Source organism: Micromonospora sp. NPDC049900 (assembly GCF_044461025.1).
Classification (GTDB): Bacteria; Actinomycetota; Actinomycetes; order Mycobacteriales; family Micromonosporaceae; genus Micromonospora.
In genome coordinates this window covers 135,924-156,224 of record NZ_JBITKM010000004.1, presented here as the reverse complement: position 1 = coordinate 156,224, position 20,301 = coordinate 135,924, and the positions used below count along the sequence as shown (strand labels likewise).

At 73.3% G+C, this 20,301-nt stretch carries 15 protein-coding genes and 1 pseudogene; 12 read left to right on the top strand and 4 right to left on the bottom strand.

Features of this window, described 5'->3' with window-relative positions; all coding sequences use genetic code 11:
• Positions 1–10: 10 nt before the first annotated feature.
• Together ACIBMZ_RS12370 and ACIBMZ_RS12365 are read right to left on the bottom strand one after the other, a co-directional pair.
• Positions 11–766 carry an ABC transporter permease gene (locus ACIBMZ_RS12370; RefSeq protein WP_396692982.1) on the bottom strand — a complete coding sequence of 252 codons (756 nt, stop codon included), beginning with the start codon at positions 764–766 and terminating at the stop codon, positions 11–13.
• Positions 763–1,503 carry an ABC transporter ATP-binding protein gene (locus ACIBMZ_RS12365; protein WP_396692980.1) on the bottom strand — a complete coding sequence of 247 codons (741 nt, stop codon included), beginning with the start codon at positions 1,501–1,503 and terminating at the stop codon, positions 763–765. The genes ACIBMZ_RS12370 and ACIBMZ_RS12365 overlap by 4 nt, the downstream gene beginning before the upstream one ends.
• A gap of 110 nt (positions 1,504–1,613) precedes the next feature.
• Between ACIBMZ_RS12365 and ACIBMZ_RS12360 the strand changes: the two are divergent.
• The 4 genes and pseudogenes from ACIBMZ_RS12360 to ACIBMZ_RS12345 all read left to right on the top strand — a co-directional run.
• Positions 1,614–2,354 (top strand): annotated as a pseudogene (locus ACIBMZ_RS12360) (phosphoribosyl-AMP cyclohydrolase); the annotation flags it as partial.
• Positions 2,355–2,534: 180 nt separating this feature from the next.
• Entirely contained in the window at positions 2,535–2,966 is a 432-nt protein-coding gene (hisI, locus tag ACIBMZ_RS12355; RefSeq protein WP_396693508.1) for a phosphoribosyl-AMP cyclohydrolase, read from the top strand.
• Complete coding sequence (locus ACIBMZ_RS12350) at positions 2,963–4,516, top strand: anthranilate synthase component I (RefSeq protein WP_396692978.1); 1,554 nt, start codon at positions 2,963–2,965, stop codon at positions 4,514–4,516. Before hisI ends, ACIBMZ_RS12350 begins: the two co-directional genes overlap by 4 nt.
• Positions 4,513–5,073, top strand: coding sequence for a Trp biosynthesis-associated membrane protein (locus ACIBMZ_RS12345; protein ID WP_396692976.1), 561 nt, complete (start codon positions 4,513–4,515; stop codon positions 5,071–5,073). Before ACIBMZ_RS12350 ends, ACIBMZ_RS12345 begins: the two co-directional genes overlap by 4 nt.
• 19 nt (positions 5,074–5,092) lie before the next feature.
• On the opposite strand, the gene ACIBMZ_RS12340 is transcribed toward ACIBMZ_RS12345, so the two are convergent.
• Entirely contained in the window at positions 5,093–5,344 is a 252-nt protein-coding gene (locus ACIBMZ_RS12340; protein ID WP_396692974.1) for a hypothetical protein, read from the bottom strand.
• A gap of 442 nt (positions 5,345–5,786) precedes the next feature.
• On the opposite strand from ACIBMZ_RS12340, the gene trpC reads away from it, so the two are divergent.
• The 5 genes from trpC (at position 5,787) to ACIBMZ_RS12315 (ending at position 11,415) form a co-directional block, all read left to right on the top strand.
• Positions 5,787–6,590, top strand: a complete 804-nt coding sequence (trpC, locus tag ACIBMZ_RS12335; RefSeq protein ID WP_396693506.1) for an indole-3-glycerol phosphate synthase TrpC — start codon at positions 5,787–5,789, stop codon at positions 6,588–6,590.
• A 170-nt stretch (positions 6,591–6,760) separates the two neighbouring features.
• Complete coding sequence (gene trpB / locus ACIBMZ_RS12330; RefSeq protein WP_396692972.1) at positions 6,761–7,996, top strand: tryptophan synthase subunit beta; 1,236 nt, start codon at positions 6,761–6,763, stop codon at positions 7,994–7,996.
• A 150-nt stretch (positions 7,997–8,146) separates the two neighbouring features.
• A complete protein-coding gene (gene trpA, locus ACIBMZ_RS12325; protein ID WP_396692970.1) occupies positions 8,147–8,950 on the top strand; it encodes a tryptophan synthase subunit alpha in 804 nt (267 codons plus the stop codon).
• A 142-nt stretch (positions 8,951–9,092) separates the two neighbouring features.
• On the top strand, positions 9,093–10,223 hold the full coding sequence (gene lgt / locus ACIBMZ_RS12320; protein WP_396692968.1) for a prolipoprotein diacylglyceryl transferase: 1,131 nt from the start codon (positions 9,093–9,095) through the stop codon (positions 10,221–10,223).
• Between the two features lie 4 nt (positions 10,224–10,227).
• Positions 10,228–11,415, top strand: a complete 1,188-nt coding sequence (locus tag ACIBMZ_RS12315; RefSeq protein ID WP_396692966.1) for an FAD-dependent oxidoreductase — start codon at positions 10,228–10,230, stop codon at positions 11,413–11,415.
• A 548-nt stretch (positions 11,416–11,963) separates the two neighbouring features.
• Here the strand turns inward: ACIBMZ_RS12315 and ACIBMZ_RS12310 are convergent.
• Positions 11,964–12,809 carry a GNAT family N-acetyltransferase gene (locus ACIBMZ_RS12310; RefSeq protein WP_396692964.1) on the bottom strand — a complete coding sequence of 282 codons (846 nt, stop codon included), beginning with the start codon at positions 12,807–12,809 and terminating at the stop codon, positions 11,964–11,966.
• Positions 12,810–12,958: 149 nt separating this feature from the next.
• Here ACIBMZ_RS12310 and gltB point away from each other — a divergent pair, with 149 nt between their 5' ends.
• From gltB to ACIBMZ_RS12295, 3 genes are all read left to right on the top strand, one after another.
• On the top strand, positions 12,959–17,686 hold the full coding sequence (gene gltB / locus ACIBMZ_RS12305) for a glutamate synthase large subunit (protein WP_396692962.1): 4,728 nt from the start codon (positions 12,959–12,961) through the stop codon (positions 17,684–17,686).
• Positions 17,679–19,187: a glutamate synthase subunit beta gene (locus tag ACIBMZ_RS12300; protein WP_396692960.1), complete on the top strand. Its 1,509-nt coding sequence runs from the start codon at positions 17,679–17,681 to the stop codon at positions 19,185–19,187. The genes gltB and ACIBMZ_RS12300 overlap by 8 nt, the downstream gene beginning before the upstream one ends.
• Before the next feature lie 220 nt (positions 19,188–19,407).
• Positions 19,408–20,208, top strand: a complete 801-nt coding sequence (locus ACIBMZ_RS12295) for an SGNH/GDSL hydrolase family protein (RefSeq protein ID WP_396692958.1) — start codon at positions 19,408–19,410, stop codon at positions 20,206–20,208.
• Positions 20,209–20,301: the final 93 nt, after the last annotated feature.

Sequence of the window (20,301 nt, the reverse complement as noted above, 5' to 3'; positions counted from 1 at the left end):
CGGTGCCCCGTCAGCCGCTGCGCCGCCGCAGCGTGGCCGAGGCGAGCACCAGCGCCAGCACCGCCGCACCGGCGACCACCGCCACGTCCCGCCACATCGTCGCGGTCGGCTCGGCGTGCGCGCCGACCTCCTGAAGGGCCTCGACGGCGTACGACAGGGGGAGCACGTCGCTGACCGCCTGCAACCAGCCGGCCATCTCGTCGCGCGGCACGAACAGCCCGCAGAGCAGCAGTTGTGGGGCGACCACGACCGGCATGAACTGTACGGCCTGGAACTCGGTGCGGGCGAAGGCACTGCACAGCAGCCCGAGCGCGACGGCGAGCACGGCGTTCAGCGCCGCGATCAGGATCACCAGTGCGCTGCTGCCGGCGGTCTGCAGACCGAAGACCCGGTACGCCACGGCCGAGGCGATGGTGGCCTGCACCGCACCGGCCAGCCCGAACGCGATGCCGTAGCCGAAGAGCAGGTCGGTGCGGGCCAGCGGGGTGGTGAGCAGCCGTTCCAGCGTGCCGCTGGTCCGCTCGCGCAGCATGGCGATGCTGGTCACCAGGAACATGATGAGGAACGGGAAGAAGCCGAGCATCACCAGCGCGATGCGGTCGAAGGTGGACGGCTGGCCGGGCGGGGTGGGCTGGTCGGCGTACATGTAGTAGACCAGGGTGAGCAGCGCGGTGGGCACCAGCACCAGCAGCGCCACCGTACGCCGGTCGTGGCGCAGTTGCCGCAGGATGCGGCCGACGGTGGCGGCCAGGATTCGCGGGTTCATCGCGCCTCCCCGCCGGTCGTGTCGCCGGCCCCGCCCGCCCGGATCAACCGCAGGAACGCCTCGTCGAGGTCGTCGACCCCGGCGGCGGCCCGGATCGCGGCCGGGGTGTCGTCGGCGATCAGCCGTCCCGCGCGGATCAGCAGTAGTCGGTCGCAGCGGGCCGCCTCGTCCATCACGTGGCTGGAGACCAGCAGGGTCGTCCCGGCCGCCGCGAGTGCGTGGAACCGGGCCCAGAGCTCGGCCCGCAGCACCGGGTCCTGGCCGACGGTGGGTTCGTCGAGCACGATCAGCTCCGGCTCGCCGACCAGCGCGCAGGCCAGTGACGCCCGGCTGCGTTGCCCGCCGGAGAGGGTGCCGACCATCTGCCCCGCCGCCGGTGCCAGCCCGACGTCGGCCACCGCCCGGTCCGCCTCGGCCCGGCCCCGGCCGTGCAGCGCGGCGAAGTATCGGGCGTTCTCGCGCACCGTCAGATCCGCGTAGACGCTCGGTGCCTGGGTGAGGTAGCCGACCCGGTGGCGCAGCTCCGACGCGCCGGCCGGGTGCCCCAGCACGGTCACCGTGCCGGCGGTGACCACCTGCACCCCGACGACCGCGCGCAGCAGTGTGGTCTTGCCGCTGCCGCTCGGGCCGAGCAGCCCGGTGACCGCGCCGCGCGGCACCCCGGCGTCGATCCCGTGCAGTACCCGCCGTCCGCCCCGGTCCACGACCAGGTCCCGGACGGCGATCGCCTCCGCCATCGCCCACCTCCAGAACTCATCACCTGTTGAAATCAACGGTAGTTGAATTTCACCGGACGAGCCAGGCCCCGATTTCGCCATAGCACGGGCTTTAGCCTTCGTATCGGACAGTGTGTCCGGTGTCGGGCATTGCGCCCGGATCGGACCTGCGGCACGATGGCGCAGTGGATCACGCTCCGTCACCGGACAGTGGGTTCTTCGACGACTGGGCCGCGCGGCTGCGGGCGAGCGCCGACCGGCCCGTGGTCGGCATCCTGCTGCGCGGAAGCCACGCCCGTCGAGCCGCCACCCCGCACAGCGACGTCGACGTCGACGTACTGGTCGGCGGAGCACCGTACGCCGTCCGCCGGGCGTACCTCGCGGAGCACTCCGGGCGGCTGACCCACGTCTCGGTCGCCGCCCGCGACATCCACTCCTGGGTGACGCGGCTGGGCGAACCGGCCGACTGGGCGTTCGGGCTGCCGGTGACCGCTCCGACGCGGCTGCTCTGGGCCGATCCGCACTGGCGGGACCGGATCGACCTGACCGTGCTCTGCCAGCCGGCCGACGAACCTCGGCTGGAGGAGTTGATCGCCACCCTCGGCAAGGTGGCCGCCGCCCGCGACGCCGACGACCCGCTCGGCGTCCGGCTGGCCGCCGCCGACCTGGCCCGGCTCTGCCCCTCGGTCCTGCGGTTGGCCAACCCCTCGGTCCGGGTGGTGTCCCGCCGCTCGGCCTTCGCCGCCGCGCTCGACCTGCCGGTGGCCCCGCCCGGCTACCGGCAGGACATGCTGCGCTGTCTCGGCCTGCTGCCCGGGGCCATCGGGCAACTCTGGGCCGCCGCGGTCCGGCTGGTCGCCGGTACCCTGCCGCTGATCCGCCCGTACGCCGCCGAGGTGGCCGAGGCCGCCGGTGACGACTTCGCCGAAGCCCTGCTCGACGGACGCCTGGACCGGTACGTCACCCAGTTGCGCCAGCCCGTCGCCCCTGCGCCGTCCGCCAGCCGGGAGCCCACTGGGGTGCCGGCGCCGCGTGCGGGACAATGGGTCACTGTGCCCGTACCTGACGCGCCGACGAGCGGCGCCCACCCCTCCCCGCCGGAGCCGCCGGTCGGCCCGGACCGGCCGTCGCGACTCGACCCGGCGATCGCCGCGCGGCTGCGCCGTACCCCCGACGGCCTGGTCGCCGCCGTGGTCCGCCAGCACGACAGCGGTGAGGTGCTGATGGTGGCCTGGATGGACGACGAGGCCCTGCACCGCACCCTGACCACCGGCCGGGCCACCTACTGGTCGCGCAGCCGCCGCGAGTACTGGGTCAAGGGCGCCACCTCCGGCCACCACCAGTACGTCCGGTCCGTGGCGCTGGACTGCGACGGTGACGCGGTGCTGGTCAGCGTCGAGCAGGTCGGTGCGGCCTGCCACACCGGCCAGCGCACCTGCTTCTCCACCGAGCTCCCGGTGACTTCCCGTGAGGTGGGCCCGTGACCGACGGCACGGTCAGCCCGGATCTGGCCACCTTCACCGACCTGGCCGCCCGCTGGCGGGTGGTGCCGGTCACCCGACGGCTGCTGGCCGACGCGGAGACGCCGGTCGGGGTCTACCGCAAGCTCGCCGGTGGACCCGGGACGTTCCTGCTGGAGTCCGCCGAGCAGGGCGTCGGCACGTCGGGGCTGGCCTGGTCCCGCTACTCCTTCGTCGGCGTACGCAGCAGCGCCACCCTGGTCGAGCGGGACGGCTCGGCCGCCTGGCTCGGCGAGCCGCCCGCCGGGCTGCCTGCCACCGGCGACCCGGTCGAGGTGCTGCGGGCCACGGTGGCGGCGCTGGCCGGTCCGCCCGGAGAGCAGGACCATTCCGTGCCCCCGCTGACCGGCGGCATGGTCGGCTACCTCGGCTACGACCTGATCCGCCGCTTCGAACGGCTGCCCTCGCTCACCGAGGACGACCTGCGCGTACCCGAACTGGGCATGATGCTCGCCACCGACCTGGTAGTGCTGGACCACTTCGACGGCTCGGCCATCCTGGTCGCCAACGCGGTCCTGCCCCCGCTCGACGATCCGGGCCGCGAGGCGCAGGTGGCCGCCGCCTACCACCACGCGGTGGGCCGGCTGGACGCGATGACCACCGCGCTGTCCCGGCCGATCCCGCCGATGGTCTCCACGGTCCGCCGCCCCAGCGCCGACGAGGTGCGCAGCCGTACCCCCGAGGGCGGCTACCCCAAGGCGGTCGAGGCGGCCAAGGAGGCGATCCGGGCCGGCGAGTGCTTCCAGATCGTGCTCGCCCAGCGGTTCGAACGCGACACCGACGCCGACCCGCTGGACGTCTACCGGGTGCTGCGCACCACCAACCCGAGCCCGTACATGTACCTGCTGCGCTTCGACGACTTCGACATCGTCGGCTCGTCGCCGGAGGCACACCTGAAGGTGACCGCCGAGGTCGACGGCGAGCGGCGCGCGCTGCTGCACCCGATCGCGGGCACCCGTCCGCGCGGCGCGACCCCGGAGGCCGACGCCCGGCTCGCCGCCGAACTGCTCGCCGACCCGAAGGAACGCGCGGAGCACGTGATGCTCGTCGACCTGGGCCGCAACGACCTGGGCCGGGTCTGCCGACCGGGCACCGTCGAGGTGCCGGAGTTCGCCACCATCGAGCGGTACAGCCACGTCATGCACATCGTCTCCACCGTGGTCGGGACGCTGCGCGCCGACCGCACCGCCTTCGACGCGCTGGCCGCGACGTTCCCGGCGGGCACGCTGTCCGGCGCGCCGAAGGTGCGCGCCATGGAGATCATCGAGGAGCTGGAACCGGTACGCCGGGGCCTGTACGGCGGCACCGTCGGCTACTTCGGCTTCGGTGGCGACCTCGACATGGCCATCGCCATCCGCACCGCGCTGATCCGGGCCGGGCGGGCGTACGTGCAGGCCGGTGCCGGGGTGGTGGCCGACTCCGATCCGGCCGCCGAGGACCAGGAGACCAGGAACAAGGCCGCCGCGGTGCTCGCCGCGATCGCCGCCGCCGAAACCCTCAGGCCGGCCCGGTGAGTGAGCAGGTCCGGTCCGTGTCGGGGCGGCGCGAGTTGGCGTACGCCGTGCTGCTCTGCCTGGCCGGTGCGGGGCTGGCGCTCTGGGCGGTGACCCGCACCTGGGCGGTGGACACCGACGTGGTGGGCGTGCCGACGCCGCTGGCGGACGAGGGACGGACCGGTACGCAACTGTTGCCCTGGTTGCCGGCGCTCGCCCTGGTCGGGCTGGCCGGTGGTGGCGCGGTGCTGGCCACCCGTGGCCGGCTGCGGCAGGTCCTCGGCGGGTTGCTGGCGCTGCTCGGCCTGATGCTGGCCGGTGGCGGCGGGTACGGGCTGGTCGCCGACCTCGGCGACCAGGTGGCCCGGCAGTGGCCGGCGCTCACCCTGCTCGGTGGGCTGCTGGCGGCGGTCGGTGGGCTGCTGACGGCGCTACGCGGGCGGCACTGGCCGGCGATGGGTGCCCGGTACGAGCGTGGGTCCCGGCCGTCGGCACCGGCGGCGGGCCCGATCCGGGGGGCCGGCACCGTCGAGGCGTGGGACGCGCTCGACCGGGGCGAGGACCCGACCGAGCGCTGAGTACGACCGGGCCGGCGGGTCAGCCGACCGGCTGGTGGTCCCGGGCGCGGCCGGCGGCGAGTTCGGCGACCAGCCGGTCCAGCGCGGCCCGCTGGTCGGCGCGGGCCCGGTCGGCGCAGATGGCCTCCCAGGCGTTGCCACGGGCGGTCCGGATCCGGGTCGGGCCGACCACGGCGCGTTCCACCGTGTGGACGACACCGACGGCGAGCGATGCGACGGTACGCGAGATGGTGGTGAGTCCGATGGTCTGCTGCGGCGCGGAAGAGTTCATGATCACCCCGGGGAGAGATCGTCGTGGCGATGGGGTAGGCGCGTCATCGAGTGTGCCCGAGTCCGATGCTGCTCGGTTCACGTTTCGCGGTGATGACCACGACATCAACACTGCGGCAGGCGGTCTGAGCAGGCAACGGGCCGTTCGGCCTTGACCTTGCTCACAGCATCGACCGGCCTCGACGGGAGTGGACCGGTAAGGTCGGGGCTGCCGTCGATATGGGTGGGCGTCGATAAGGGGGTGACGCAGCGTCACTCCCTGTTCGCGCAGGTCGGTCATTATGCCGCAGCCCATTTCGTGAGGCGCGCCATACCCCCACCGGTCGGTGCCAGGTGGCGGCACCTAGCATCGGCCCATGACACCCGGAGAGGGGAGTCCGTTGGTGACTGCTGAGCATCCGCACGCGGAGGGGAACGAGGCCGGCCCGGCAGCGTCCGGCAGCGTGCTCGACGAGATCCTGGCCGGCGTCCGCGAGGACGTGGCCCGGCGGCAGGAGCAGGTCCCGATGGAGCGGATCCGCGAACTCGCCGCCGCCGCCCCGCCGCCGCTGGACGCGTACGCCGCGCTGCGCCGGCCCGGCGTCGCGGTCATCGCCGAGGTGAAGCGCTCCTCGCCGTCCAAGGGGAAGATCGCCGACATCGCCGACCCGGCGGACCTGGCCGGTGACTACGCGGCCGGTGGCGCGCGGGCGATCAGCGTGCTCACCGAGGGGCGCTGGTTCGGCGGTTCGCTGGAGGACCTCGCCGCCGTCCGGGCCGCGGTCAGCGTCCCGGTGCTGCGCAAGGACTTCGTGGTCTCCAGCTACCAGGTGCACGAGGCCCGCGCGCACGGTGCCGACCTGGTGCTGCTGATCGTCGCCGCGCTGGAGCAGAACGTCCTGGTCGGGCTGCTGGAGCGGATCGAGTCGCTGGGCATGACCGCGCTGGTCGAGGTGCACGACGAGGAGGAGGCCGACCGGGCCCTGGAGGCCGGCGCGCAGGTGATCGGCGTCAACGCCCGCGATCTGCGTACGCTGGAGGTCGACCGGTCGGTGTTCGAGCGGATCGCGCCCGGTCTGCCGAGCAACGTCGTCAAGATCGCCGAGTCGGGTGTCCGTGGTCCGCACGACCTGATCCGCTACGCCTCGGCCGGGGCGGACGCGGTGCTGGTCGGTGAGGGTCTGGTGACCCAGAAGAGCCCGCGGGAGGCGGTGGCCGAACTGGTCAACGCGGGCAACCACCCCGCCACGCCCCGCCCGGTGCGCTGACGCCGTCGCGGCGAGAGGAATCGACATGAGCGAGCCTGTCGAGCGAATCATCCACGCGGTGACTGATGGCGGCGCGCAGCGGAGCGGAGTGTCGGCATGAGCGAGCCTGTCGAGCGAGTCATCGGTGCGGTGGTGCCTCACGGGGGCACGCAGCGGAGCGGAGTGTCAGCGTGAGCGAGCAGGCGTCATTCCCGGACGCGGCCGGACATTTCGGCCGGTTCGGTGGTCGGTTCGTGCCGGAGGCGCTGGTCGCCGCGCTGGACGAGCTGGACGCGGCGCACCGCGCGGCGATGGCCGACGAGTCGTTCCGGGCAGAGTTCGCCGCCCTGCTGCGCGACTACGCCGGCACCCCGTCGCTGCTCTACGAGGCCCGCCGGTTCTCCGCCCGGGTCGGCGCCCGGGTGCTGCTCAAGCGGGAGGACCTCAACCACACCGGCGCGCACAAGGTGCGCAACGTGCTCGGTCAGGCGCTGCTGACCCGACGGATGGGCAAGAAGCGGGTGATCGCCGAGACCGGCGCCGGTCAGCACGGCGTCGCCACCGCCACCGCCGCCGCCCTGTTCGACCTGGACTGTGTGGTCTACATGGGGCAGGTCGACACCGAGCGGCAGGCGCTCAACGTGGCCCGGATGCGGATGCTGGGCGCCGAGGTGGTGCCGGTGACGAACGGCTCCCGCACCCTCAAGGACGCGATGAACGAGGCGATGCGGGACTGGGTCGCCAACGTCGACGACACGCACTACCTGATCGGGACCGCCGCCGGTCCGCACCCGTTCCCGGCCCTGGTACGCGACTTCGTGCGCGGCATCGGCGACGAGGCGCGGGCCCAGTGCCAGGAGCTCACCGGCGGCCTGCCGGACGCGGTCACCGCCTGTGTCGGTGGCGGCTCCAACGCGCTGGGCATCTTCCACGCCTTCGTCGGTGACCCGCAGGTGCGGCTCTACGGCTTCGAGGCCGGCGGCGACGGGGTGACCACCGGGCGGCACGCGGCCAGCATCACCGGCGGCTCCACCGGTGTGCTGCACGGCACGCGGACCTTCGTGTTGCAGGACGAGGACGGCCAGACCGTCGAGTCGCACTCGATCTCGGCCGGACTGGACTACCCGGGCGTCGGGCCGGAGCACGCCTGGCTGCACGACACCGGCCGGGCCCACTACCTGCCGGTCACCGACGACGAGGCGATGGCCGCGTTCGAACTGCTCTGCCGTACCGAGGGGATCATCCCGGCGATCGAGAGCGCGCACGCGCTGGCCGGCACCCTGGCCGTGGCCCCGAAGCTCGCCGCCGAGCTGGGCCGGGAGCCCACCATCGTGGTCAACCTCTCCGGGCGCGGCGACAAGGACGTGCACACCGCCGGCGAGTACTTCGGCATCCTGGGTTCGGAGCGAAGCGGAGCGGTGTCATGAGTGAGCGTCAGCGAGCGAATCATCGGTTCCGTGCCCTGGTGTCTCATGGCGGCGCGGAGCGAAGCGGAGCGGTGTCATGAGCGAGCGTCAGCGAGCGAACCATCTGGTCCGGGCTGCTCATGGCGGCGCGGAGCGAAGCGGAGCGGCGGCATGAGCCGGATCGGCGGGGTGTTCGAGAAGGCTCGGGCCGACGGCCGGGCACTGTTGGTCGGCTGCATGCCGGCCGGCTTCCCGACGGTCGAGGGCAGCATCGCCGCGATGAAGGCGATGGTCTCGGCGGGCGTCGACGTGATCGAGGTGGAGATCCCGTACTCCGATCCGGTGATGGACGGTCCGGTGATCCAGCGGGCCAGCGACATCGCGCTGGCCGGTGGCGTCCGTACCCGGGACACGCTGCGGATCGTGGAGGAGGTCGCGGCCACCGGTGCGCCGGTGGTGACGATGACCTACTGGAACCCGATCGAGCGGTACGGCGTGGACGCCTTCGCCCGGGACTACGCGGCGGCCGGCGGCACCGGGCTGGTCACTCCCGACCTGATCCCCGACGAGGCCCAGGAGTGGCTGGCCGCCTCGGACGCGCACGGGCTGGACCGCACGTTCCTGGTCGCCCCGTCGTCCACCGACGCCCGGCTGGCGATGACCGTGGAGCACTGTCGTGGCTTCGTCTACGCCACCGCGATCATGGGGGTCACCGGGGCCCGGGCACAGACCTCGGAGGCGGCGCCGGTGCTGGTGTCGCGGGTCCGGGAGATCAGCGAGATCCCGGTCGGCGTCGGGTTGGGCGTGGGCACCGGGGAGCAGGCCGCCACCGTCGCCGGGTACGCCGACGCGGTGATCGTCGGCAGCGCGCTGATCCGTTGCCTGCTGGACGCCCCCGACCAGGAGGCCGGGCTGACCGCGCTGCGGACGCTCAGCGCGGAACTGGCCGAGGGCGTACGCAACCCGGCCCGCTGACCCGACCCGTACGCCATCTGCGGGTGGGGCCCGGCGCGCGCGACGATCCGGCGGACAAATAGCCCAGCGGACCACGGAACCCGGGCGCATGAGGCGGACCGGGGTGACGTTCCGGGGGTCCGCAGCGGTAGCGTGTGCACCCGTGAGTCTCGCCTCGCCGACGTTCCTGGCCGCCCTGCCCAGCCCGAGCAACGCCGTATGGCATCTCGGCCCGATCCCGCTGCGGGCGTACGCGCTGTGCATCATCGCCGGCATCGTGGTGGCCTGCTGGGTCACCGAGCGGCGGTTGCGCCAGCGTGGCGTGGCCCCCGGTGCGGTGCTCGACATCGCCCTCTGGGCGGTGCCGGCCGGCATCATCGGCGCCCGGATCTACCACGTCATCACCTCCCCGCAGGCGTACTTCGGCACCGGCGGCGACCCGATCAAGGTCTTCTTCATCCACGAGGGCGGCCTGGGCATCTGGGGTGCGGTCGCCGGTGGCGCGGTCGGTGCCTACATCGCCGCCCGGCAGCTCGGCATCCCGTTCGCGGTGGTCGCCGACGCGCTGGCACCGGGCCTGCCGCTGGCACAGGCGATCGGCCGGCTGGGCAACTGGTTCAACAACGAGCTCTACGGCGGCCGGACGGACCTGCCCTGGGGGCTGGAGATCCACCGGATGGACGGCGGTCAGGCGCTGCGCGACGAGGCGGGCCGACCGATCCTGGAGGAGGGGCTCTATCACCCGACCTTCGCGTACGAGGCGCTCTGGAACGTCGGCGTCGCCGCGTTGGTGTTCTTCCTCGACCGCAAGCTGCGCCTCGGCCGGGGTCGGGCGTTCGCCCTCTATGTGATGGGGTACACCGCCGGCCGGTTCTGGATCGAGATGATGCGGACCGACGACGCCACCACCATCCTCGGCGTACGCCTCAACGTCTGGACGGCGGCCCTGGTCTTCGTCGGCGCGTTGATCTACTTCCTGCGGGTGCGCGGGCCGCGTGAGTACCTGATCCCGGTGGGGCTGCCGGTCGCCACCACGGCACCGGCCGACTCCGACGTCTCCCAGGTCGACCTGTCAGCCACGCGTGCCGGCCGGACCGAACCGGCGGTGCCGGAGGGCTACCGGGTGGTCAGCGAGGAACAGTTCGCGCACTGGCGGCAGACCGGCGAGGCCCCCGACGAGGTGACGAACCCCGCCGACCCCGCCCCGGGCACCGGCACCTCGACCGATGACGACGAGGACACCCCGACCGCCGCCGAGGGCGCGTCGGCACGTCCGGCCGATCGCGACAGCTGAGGCCATGCGCAGCGCGGTGGTGGTCGGCGGCGGGCTCGGCGGCCTGGCGGTCTCCGGTGCGCTGGCCCGCTCGGGATGGCAGGTCACCCTGCTGGAACGGGCCGACCGGATCCGTCCCGAGCCGACCGCCGTGGTGCTCTGGCCCAACGGCGTACGGGCGCTGCGGGCCCTGGACCTCGGTGCCGGCCTGGAGGCCATCGCCACCCCGCTGCCCGACGGCGGGGTACGCCGCCCGGACGGGCACTGGCTGGTGCAGCCCCGGCAGACCCCGGCCGAGCGCCTGCCGGTCGTGGTGCACCGGGAGGACCTGCACGACACACTGATCGCGGGCCTGGGTGAGCGGGTCGAGCTGCGGACCGGCGTGACGGTACGCACCGTACGCGCAGCCCCGGGGGCCCGGCCGGCGGTCGGTGACGGACGGCAGACCTTCGAGGCGGACCTGGTGGTCGCGGCCGACGGCGCGGACAGCGTGATCCGCCGCCAGCTCGCCCCGGAGGCGAACGTCATCAGTTCCGGCTGTGCCGCCTGGCGCGCGGTGATCCCCTGGTACCGCGCACCGAATCTGGCCGACGGCGCGCCCGTCGGCGGGGAGATCCTCGGCGCCGGCTACCGTTTCGCCGCCGCCTCGCTGGGCGAGCGCGGCTCCTCCGGCGCGTCCAGCCGGGGCGGCATCTACTGGATGGCGACCGCCGCCGGGGCGCCCCGTCCGGAGTCGCCGGAGACCCAGTTGGCGCTGCTGCGCCGCTGGTACGCGGGCTGGCCCGCACCGGTCGACGAGCTGCTGGCCGCCACCGACCCGGCCGACCTGGTGCAGCAGGAGATCCGCGAACTGCGCCCGCTGCCCAAGTCGTACGGCTTCCCGGTCGGGCCGGGCGGGGTGGTGCTGCTGGGCGACGCCGCCCACGCCATGCCGCCGCACCTCGGGCAGGGCGCCTGCCTCGCCTTCGAGGACGCCGTGACGCTCGCCGCCCTGTTGCGCGAGTCCACGCTGCCGGACGCGGTGCTCGCGTACGACCGGACCCGCCGCCCCCGCGCGGCGACGGTGGTCCGCCAGACCCGCCGCATGTCGGCGGTCCTGCAGACCCGAGGCCGGCTGGCCCTACGCGCCCGCGACGCCGCCCTCGGCACCATCACCCCCCGCCTCCTCGGCAGCGCCGCCTCGGTGGCCGCCCAGTGGCGCCCCCCAACCTGACCCAACCCCCGCCCTCCCGCGCCGCCCCGCCCTAGCGTGCCCGCGCCGCCATGCCCTGGCGTCCCCGCGCCGCCATGCCCTGGCGTGCCCGCGCCGCCACGGCTCGCCGCTGCACCCGCTCGCCGCTGCGCCCGCCCGCCTCGCCGCTGCGCCCGCCCGCGCCGCGCCACACACTCGCCTCGCCGCCGTTGCCGCTTCCTGTGCCCTGCCGCGCTCGCCTCCTGTGCTTTCGCCGCGCGCCTCCCCCCCCCTGCCTTGCCGCGCGCGCCTCCTGCCTTGCCGCGTCGATCATGGAGTTGTGGCGGAGACAAAAGCCGCAAAACATGCCAAATCACCGACCACAACCCCATGATCGGCGGAGATGCCTCACGGTGCGGCATGGCGCGACGCCTTGCTCCGCCGTGAGCCGCGCCGGCCGGGGCCTGCCACCCGCAATCCGCCGCCATCCCTGTTGATCAAGAAGTTTCAGTGCTAGTTGATCACCACGAGCGCCCAAACTTCTTGATCATCGGGGTGGGCGACCGGGGTGGGTGGCCGGGGTGGGGGTGTCAGGGGGTGACGGTGGGGGGGTTGGCTATGCAGGCGGTGCCGACGCGGTGGAAGCCGACGCGTAGGTAGACCCGGGCGATCTCCTCGCTGCCGGCGGAGAGGAAGACCAGGTCGGTGCCGCCGTCCAGCAGGGCGCGGGCCAGGGTCGCGGTGACCGCGGCGGCCAGGCCCCGGCGGCGGGCGCTGGGCAGGGTGGCCACTCCGGCGATCTCGGCCACGTCGCCGACCCGCATGGCCATCCCGCTGGCCAGCGCGCCCTCGGTGGGGGTCTCGGCCAGGGCGGAGAGGCGGCTGCCGTCGGCGATCCGGGCTCGTTCCTCGTCCAGCGCGGCGACGTCGAGGCCGATCATGGCCGCGTCGCGTTCGGTCGGGCCGCCGGGGCCTCGGCCGGTGCCGGGTGCCGCGAAGCCGACGGCCGCGACGGCCCGGCGGGCGGCCACGTCGGCGGCGAGGTCCGGCGCGGCGGCGGTCAGCATCCGTACCGGCACGTCGGTGTACGTCGCCGGGTCGCCGACGGCCTGCGGGTCGAGCACCATCAGTGGGGCTTCGAGTACGGCGAGTCCGGCCGAGCGGGCGACCGCGAGCAGGTCGGGGTTGATCTCGTGGATCCATTCCAGGGCCTCGGGCAGGCCGAGTTCCCGCTGCCGGTTGCGTACGGTGGTCAGATCGGCTAATGAGGGCGGATGGTCCGCGTCGAGGCGCGGACGGGCATAGAACGGCCATCCGGGGCCTTCGCGGACGAACAGCACGCACCCGCCGTGTTCCTCCGCGCGGGCCGCGTCGCGGGGTACCGCGTCGTAGAACCGCTCCAGCCGATCGAGCAGGTCGGCGTACCGTCTATCCACCGCGCGAGACTACACGTCCCAGACTCTGGACGGTGTGATCAATCTGCACTGGCCTTGCGCACCGCGCCCTAACGTAGACTCAATAGTCCGATACAGGGCCGACGTCGTCCCGACCATGATCCACGCCTGAGTGACGACAGGAGGCCCGGGTGGCCTTTGCGTACCCACACCACCCCCAGCCGGCACCGCGCGACGGCCAGGTAGCGTCCCCTGCCGGCCTGTACGACGCCGCCCACGAGCACGACGCGTGCGGTGTGGCCTTCGTGGCGGACCTGCACGGGCGGCGCTCGCACACGGTGGTCGCCAGCGGTCTCGGCGCCCTGTGCCGGCTGGACCACCGAGGTGCCCGGGGCGCCGAACCGAACACCGGTGACGGCGCGGGCATCATGATCCAGGTGCCGGACGCGTTCCTGCGCGCGGTGGTCGACTTCCCGTTGCCTCCGGCCGGCGAGTACGCCACCGGCCTGGTCTTCTTCCCCGACGACGACGCCGCAGAGGCCCGTGCCCGCCAGGTGATCGAGAAGTACGCCCTGGTGGAGGGCGCCGAGCTGCTCGGCTGGCGGGACGTCCCGGTCGACGCCTCGGACCTCGGCGAGACGGCCCTGGCGGCGATGCCCCGGGTACGGCAGCTCTTCCTCGCCGCGGACCGGTTGACCGACACCCCCGCCGGACCGGCCGGCTCCCCGCTGCGCGGCATCGAGCTGGAGCGGGTCGCGTTCTGCGTCCGCAAGCAGGCCGAGCGGGAGTCGGCCGAGCGCGGCGTGCCGGCGTACTTCCCGTCGCTGTCCGGGCGGACCATGGTCTACAAGGGGATGCTCACCCCGGACCAGTTGCCCGCGTTCTATCCGGACCTGACCGACGAGCGGGTGGACAGCGCCATCGCACTGGTGCACTCGCGCTTCTCCACGAACACGTTCCCGTCCTGGCCGTTGGCCCACCCGTACCGGTTCATCGCGCACAACGGTGAGATCAACACGATCCGTGGCAACCGGAACTGGATGCAGGCCCGCGAGGCGCTGCTGCGGACGCCGGAGCTGTCCGGCAACATCCGCCGGGTCTTCCCGATCTGCACCCCGGCCGCCTCCGACTCGGCCAACTTCGACGAGGTCCTGGAGCTGCTGCACCTGGCCGGGCGCAGCCTGCCGCACGCGGTGCTGATGATGATCCCGGAGGCGTGGGAGAACGACCCGGACATGGCCGCCGACAAGCGGGCCTTCTACCGGTTCCACGCCAGCCTGATGGAGCCGTGGGACGGTCCGGCGTCGGTCGCCTTCACCGACGGCGAGATCGTCGGCGCGGTGCTCGACCGCAACGGGCTGCGTCCGGGCCGCTGGTGGCAGACCGCCGACGGGCTCGTGGTGCTGGGCAGCGAGGCGGGCGTGCTCGACCTCGACCCGGCCACCGTGGTCGCCAAGGGTCGGCTCCAGCCCGGCAAGATGTTCCTGGTCGACACCACCGCCGGTCGGATCGTGCACGACGACGAGATCAAGACCGAGCTGGCCGCCGCCCAGCCGTACGCGGACTGGCTGCACGCCGGGCTGATCGAGATGGACGACCTGCCGCACCGCGAGCACGAGGTCTACACCCACGACTCGGTACGTCGCCGCCAGCAGACCTTCGGCTACACCGAGGAGGAGCTGAAGATCCTGCTCGCCCCGATGGCCCGTACCGGCGCGGAACCGATCGGCTCGATGGGCACCGACACCCCGATCGCCCCGCTGTCCACCCGGCCACGGCTGCTCTACGACTACTTCCACCAGCTCTTCGCCCAGGTCACCAACCCGCCGCTGGACGCCATCCGCGAGGAACTGGTGACCAGCCTGGCGACGACCATCGGGCCGGAGGGCAACCTGCTCGACCCGGGCCCGGCGAGCTGTCGGCAGATCGTGCTGCCCCACCCGGTGATCGACAACGACGAGCTGGCCAAGATCCTCTCCGTCGACGAGGACGGCGACCTGCCCGGCTTCAAGGCGGTCCGGGTCTCCGGGCTCTACCGGATCCGGGACGGCGGCGCCGGCATCAAGGCCCGGCTGACCGAGATCTGCCGGCACGTCTCCGAGGCGATCGAGGACGGCGTCCGCATCCTGGTGCTCTCCGACCGGGACTCCAACGCCGACCTCGCACCGATCCCGTCGCTGCTGCTCACCGCCGCGGTGCACCAGCACCTGGTCCGGGAGCAGACGCGGACCCAGGTGGCGCTGATCGTGGAGTCCGGGGACTGCCGCGAGGTGCACCACGCGGCGGTGCTCATCGGCTACGGCGCGGCGGCGGTCAACCCGTACCTCGCCTTCGAGTCGGTGGAGGACATGATCTCCACGGGTGCCCTGGCCGGGGTCGAGCCGCACACCGCGATCCGCAACTACGTCAAGGCGCTCGGCAAGGGCGTCCTGAAGATCATGTCCAAGATGGGCATCTCCACCGTGTCGTCGTACTGCGGAGCGCAGGTCTTCGAGGCGGTCGGCCTGGAGACCCGGCTGGTACAGCGGTACTTCCGGGGCACGCCGAGCACGATCAGCGGCGTCGGGCTGGACGGCATCCACACCGAGGTGGCCGCCCGGCACGCACTGGCCTGGCCGCCGCCGGGAGCCGAGGCCGCCGCCGGACTGCCGGTCGGCGGCGAGTACCAGTGGCGTCGCGAGGGCGAGCTGCACCTGTTCAACCCCGAGACGGTGTTCCTGCTCCAGCACGCCACCCGTACCCGGCAGTACGACGTGTTCCGCGCCTACACCAGCAAGGTCGACGAGCTGGCCGCGAAGGCCGGGTCGCTGCGCGGGCTGTTCCGGCTGCGCACCGGCGAGCGGACGCCGGTACCGATCGAGGAGGTCGAGCCGGCCAGCGAGATCGTCAAGCGGTTCGCCACCGGCGCCATGTCGTACGGGTCGATCTCGGCGGAGTCGCACGAGACCCTGGCGATCGCGATGAACCGCCTCGGCGGCAAGTCCAACACCGGCGAGGGCGGCGAGGACATCGAGCGCCTCTACGACCCGGCCCGCCGCTCGTCGGTCAAGCAGATCGCCAGTGGCCGCTTCGGCGTCACCAGCGAATACCTGGTCAACGCCGACGACCTCCAGATCAAGATGGCCCAGGGTGCCAAGCCCGGCGAGGGCGGTCAGCTCCCCGGCAACAAGGTGTGGCCGTGGATCGCCCGGACCCGGCACGCCACCCCCGGCGTCGGCCTGATCTCGCCGCCGCCGCACCACGACATCTACTCGATCGAGGACCTCGCCCAGCTCGTACACGACCTCAAGTGCGTCAACCCGGCCGCCCGGGTGCACGTCAAGCTGGTCAGTGAGGTGGGTGTGGGCACGGTGGCCGCCGGGGTGGCCAAGCTCAAGGCCGACGTCATCCTGATCTCCGGTCACGACGGCGGCACCGGCGCATCCCCGCTGAACTCGCTCAAGCACGCCGGCACCCCCTGGGAGCTGGGCCTGGCCGAGGCACAGCAGACGCTGCTGCTCAACAAGCTGCGCGACCGCGTCACCGTGCAGGTCGACGGCCAGCTCAAGACCGGCCGCGACGTGGTGGTGGCGGCGCTGCTCGGTGCCGAGGAGTTCGGTTTCGCCACCGCCCCGCTGATCGTCTCCGGCTGCGTGATGATGCGCGTGTGTCACCTGGACACCTGTCCGGTCGGCATCGCCACCCAGAACCCGGTGCTGCGCGAGCGCTTCAACGGCAAGCCGGAGTTCGTGGAGAACTTCTTCCTCTTCCTCGCCGAGGAGATCCGTGGCTACCTGGCCGAGCTGGGTCTGCGCAGCATCGACGAGGCGATCGGCCGGACCGAGCTGCTCGACGTCGCCCCGGCGGTCGCGCACTGGAAGGCCGGCGGGATCGACCTCGGACGCGTACTGCACCTGCCGGAGCTGCCCGAGGGCGCCGCGCGCCGGGGCGTCCGGGCCCAGGACCACGGCCTGGAACTGGCGCTGGACAACGAGCTGATCGCGCTGGCCGCCCCGGTGCTGGACGCGCCGGCCGACGGGACGCCGGTCGGCCCGGTCCGTGCCGAGGTGACGATCCGCAACGAGCACCGCAGCGTCGGCGCCATGCTCGGCGGCGAGGTGACCCGCCGGTACGGCGGCGCCGGGCTGCCCGCCGACACCGTCGAGTTCACGCTGCGCGGCACGGCGGGCCAGTCGTTCGGCGCCTTCCTGCCGCGCGGGGTCACCATGCGGCTGCACGGCGACGCCAACGACTACGTCGGCAAGGGCCTCTCCGGCGGGCGGCTGGTCGTCCGGCCGGACGCGTCGGCGCCGTTCGTCGGCACCGGCGCCGAGCCCGGCCAGCGGGCCGAGGACCAGATCATCGCCGGCAACACCATCCTGTACGGCGCCACCGAGGGCGAGGTGTTCCTGCGCGGCCGGGTGGGGGAGCGGTTCGCGGTGCGCAACTCCGGCGCGGTGGCCGTCGTCGAGGGCGTCGGTGACCACGGCTGCGAGTACATGACCGGCGGCACGGTGGTGGTGCTCGGCCCGACCGGACGCAACTTCGCGGCCGGCATGTCCGGCGGTACCGCGTTCGTCTGGAACCTCGACCGGCGGCGGGTCAACACCGAGCTGGTCGACCTCGCCGCCCCCGGCGAGCAGGAGCGGGTCCGGCTGCACGAGCTGGTGCAGCGGCACTTCGCGGAGACCGACTCGGCGGTGGCCGAGGCGCTGCTCAAGCGTTGGCCGGAGGCGGTGGAGGAGTTCACCGCCGTGGTACCCCGGGACTACCGCCGGGTGATGGAGATCATGCGGGCCGCCGAAGCCGCCGGCCAGAACGTCGACGACGCGGTGATGAGTGCGCTCGCGCCGACCGCGCAGCCGCCGCAGGCGGCACCCGCGTCGATGCCGGTTCCGTCCGCGTCGCGGGCGGTCGCCCAGGAGGTGGCTCGTGCCTGACCCGAACGGTTTCCTGCGCTACCCCCGGCGGATGCCGGCGCGTCGGCCGGTGCCGGTGCGGATCAGCGACTGGCGCGAGGTCTACCCACCGGCCGGTGAGGAACTGATCCGCGAGCAGGCCACCCGGTGCATGGACTGCGGCATCCCGTTCTGTCACAGCGACACCGCCGGGTGCCCGCTGGGCAACCGCATCCCGGACTGGAACGACCTGGTCCGCACCGGCAACTGGGACGCGGCGGTGGAGTCGCTGCACGCCACCAACAACTTCCCCGAGTTCACCGGCCGGCTCTGCCCGGCGCCCTGCGAGGCGGCGTGCGTGCTCGGCATCGGTGGCGGCGCCCCGGTGACCATCAAGCAGGTCGAGGTGGAGATCGCCGACGCCGCGACGGCCCGGGGGCTGACCCCGCAGCCGAGTCCGACCCCGTCCGGGCGGTCGGTGGCGGTGGTCGGCTCCGGCCCGGCCGGGCTGGCCGCCGCGCAGCAACTCGCCCGTGCCGGGCACGCCGTCACGGTGTACGAGCGCGACGACACCCCGGGCGGTCTGCTGCGGTACGGCATCCCCGACTTCAAGCTGGAGAAGCGACACATCGACGCCCGGCTGGCGCAGTTGACCGCCGAGGGCGTGGTGTTCCGTACCGGCGTGAACGTCGGCGTCGACGTCACCGCCGCGCAGCTCCGGGCCCAGCACGACGCGGTGCTGCTGGCCTGCGGGGCGTTGCAGGGCCGGGACACCGACACCGCGGGCCGGCACCTGCGCGGGGTGCACCAGGCGATGGCGCACCTGGTCGCCGCCAACCGGGTGGTCGCCGCGGCCGGCGCGGGCCGTCCCGCGCTGGCCACCCTGCCGGACGGTACGCCGATCGACGCGGCCGGCAAGCACGTGGTCATCATCGGCGGCGGCGACACCGCGGCCGACTGCCTGGGGGTGGCGCACCGGCAGGGCGCGGCCGGCGTCCACCAGCTCGACCTGTACCCGCGACCGCCGCAGGTCCGCGACGAGGAACGCGACCCGTGGCCGACCTGGCCGTGGATCCTGCGCGAGTACGCGGCGCACGAGGAGGGCGGCGAGCGCGTCTTCGCGGTCGCGGTGCAGGAGTTCGTCGACGACGGCACCGGTGCGGTCCGCGCGGTGCGGATCGCCGAGGTGACCGTCGAGAAGCGGGACGGCCGGCGGATCCTCACCGCTGTCCCGGGGACCGAACGGGAGTTGCCCGCCGACCTGGTGCTGCTGGCCATCGGCTTCGAGGGCACCGAGGAGCAGCCGCTGCTGACCCAGTTCGGGGTGGCCCGCAACGCCCGGGGCGCGATCGACTCGCGGGGTGACTGGCAGACCGGGGCCGACGGGGTCTTCGTCGCCGGTGACATGCACCGGGGCGCGTCGCTGATCGTCTGGGCCATCGCCGAGGGCCGGGCCGCCGCCGCCGCGATCCACGAGTACCTCGGTGGCGTCGGCACTCTCCCGGCACCCGTACACGCCGCGTCCCAACCGCTCGCTGTGTAAGGAGGGGTCCCCTGCTAACGCCTCGTGCATAGCAGGGGACCCCTGCTGACAACCGCGCACCGCACACACGCCCGGCCGTGCCTCGGCCGGGCGTGCTGCGTCTGCGGGGCGGCGGCTATTCACTTCATCTACATGGTTCGATAGCATTACCGGCTAGTAACAACCCCTGGCCACGCGCGCGGTCCACGGGCTCCACCACCACCCTCTGTGGAGGACCGTCATGTCCCACCGTCCGCTGGCCCGTGCCCTCGCCACGCTGGTCGCCCTCGCCACCGCCACCCTCGGCGCACTGGCCGTACCCGGCGCCGCCCAGGCCGCCGCGCCCGTGCACTACGTCGCGCTCGGCGACTCGTACTCCTCCGGGGTCGGCGCCGGCCCGTACGACCTGTCCACCTGCCTACGCAGCCAGAAGTCGTACGCGCCACTGTGGGCCGCCGCCAACGCGGTGGCCAGCTTCCGCTTCCCGGCCTGCGGCGGCGCGGTCACCGCCGACGTGCTCGCCAACCAACTCGGCGCACTCAGCGCCACCACCACGATGATCACCATCACCGTCGGCGGCAACGACGCCGGATTCGCCGACGTGATGACCAGTTGCCGCTTCGGCAGCACGTCCACCTGCACCACCGCGGTCAACGAGGCCAAGGCGTTCGCCACCGGCACCCTGCCGGCCCGGCTGGACCGCACCTACGCCGCCATCCGCGAACGCGCCCCGAACGCGCGGCTGATCGTGCTCGGCTACCCCCGCCTGTTCGAGACCCGGTCCTGCGGACTGCTGGCGATGAGCACCTACAAGCGCACCATCCTCAACGAGGCGGCCGACGTCCTCGCCGAGGTGACCGCCGACCGGGCCGCCGCAGCCGGTGCCACGTTCGCCGACACCCGGCCCACCTTCGCCGGCCACGGCGTGTGCGGCGCCCAGCCGTGGATCCGCGACGTCACCGGCGTGATCGAGGCGTACCACCCCAACGCCGACGGCTACCGGTACGGCTACCTGCCCGCGCTCAACGCCGTCACCGGCTGACCGTTCGTCGTGAAAGGAGGGGTCCCCTGCTATGCACGAGGCGTTAGCAGGGGACCCCTCCTTTCAGCACTCAGCACACGCCCAGTCGCCCGC

Coding starts and splice junctions, on each gene's coding strand:
- ACIBMZ_RS12370 (WP_396692982.1), bottom strand. CDS start 766: ATGAACCCGCGAATCCTGGCCGCCACCGTCGGCCGCATCCTGCGGCAA.
- ACIBMZ_RS12365 (WP_396692980.1), bottom strand. CDS start 1,503: ATGGCGGAGGCGATCGCCGTCCGGGACCTGGTCGTGGACCGGGGCGGA.
- ACIBMZ_RS12340 (WP_396692974.1), bottom strand. CDS start 5,344: ATGAACTCTTCCGCGCCGCAGCAGACCATCGGACTCACCACCATCTCG.
- trpA (WP_396692970.1), top strand. CDS start 8,147: ATGAGCCGGATCGGCGGGGTGTTCGAGAAGGCTCGGGCCGACGGCCGG.
- ACIBMZ_RS12315 (WP_396692966.1), top strand. CDS start 10,228: ATGCGCAGCGCGGTGGTGGTCGGCGGCGGGCTCGGCGGCCTGGCGGTC.
- ACIBMZ_RS12295 (WP_396692958.1), top strand. CDS start 19,408: ATGTCCCACCGTCCGCTGGCCCGTGCCCTCGCCACGCTGGTCGCCCTC.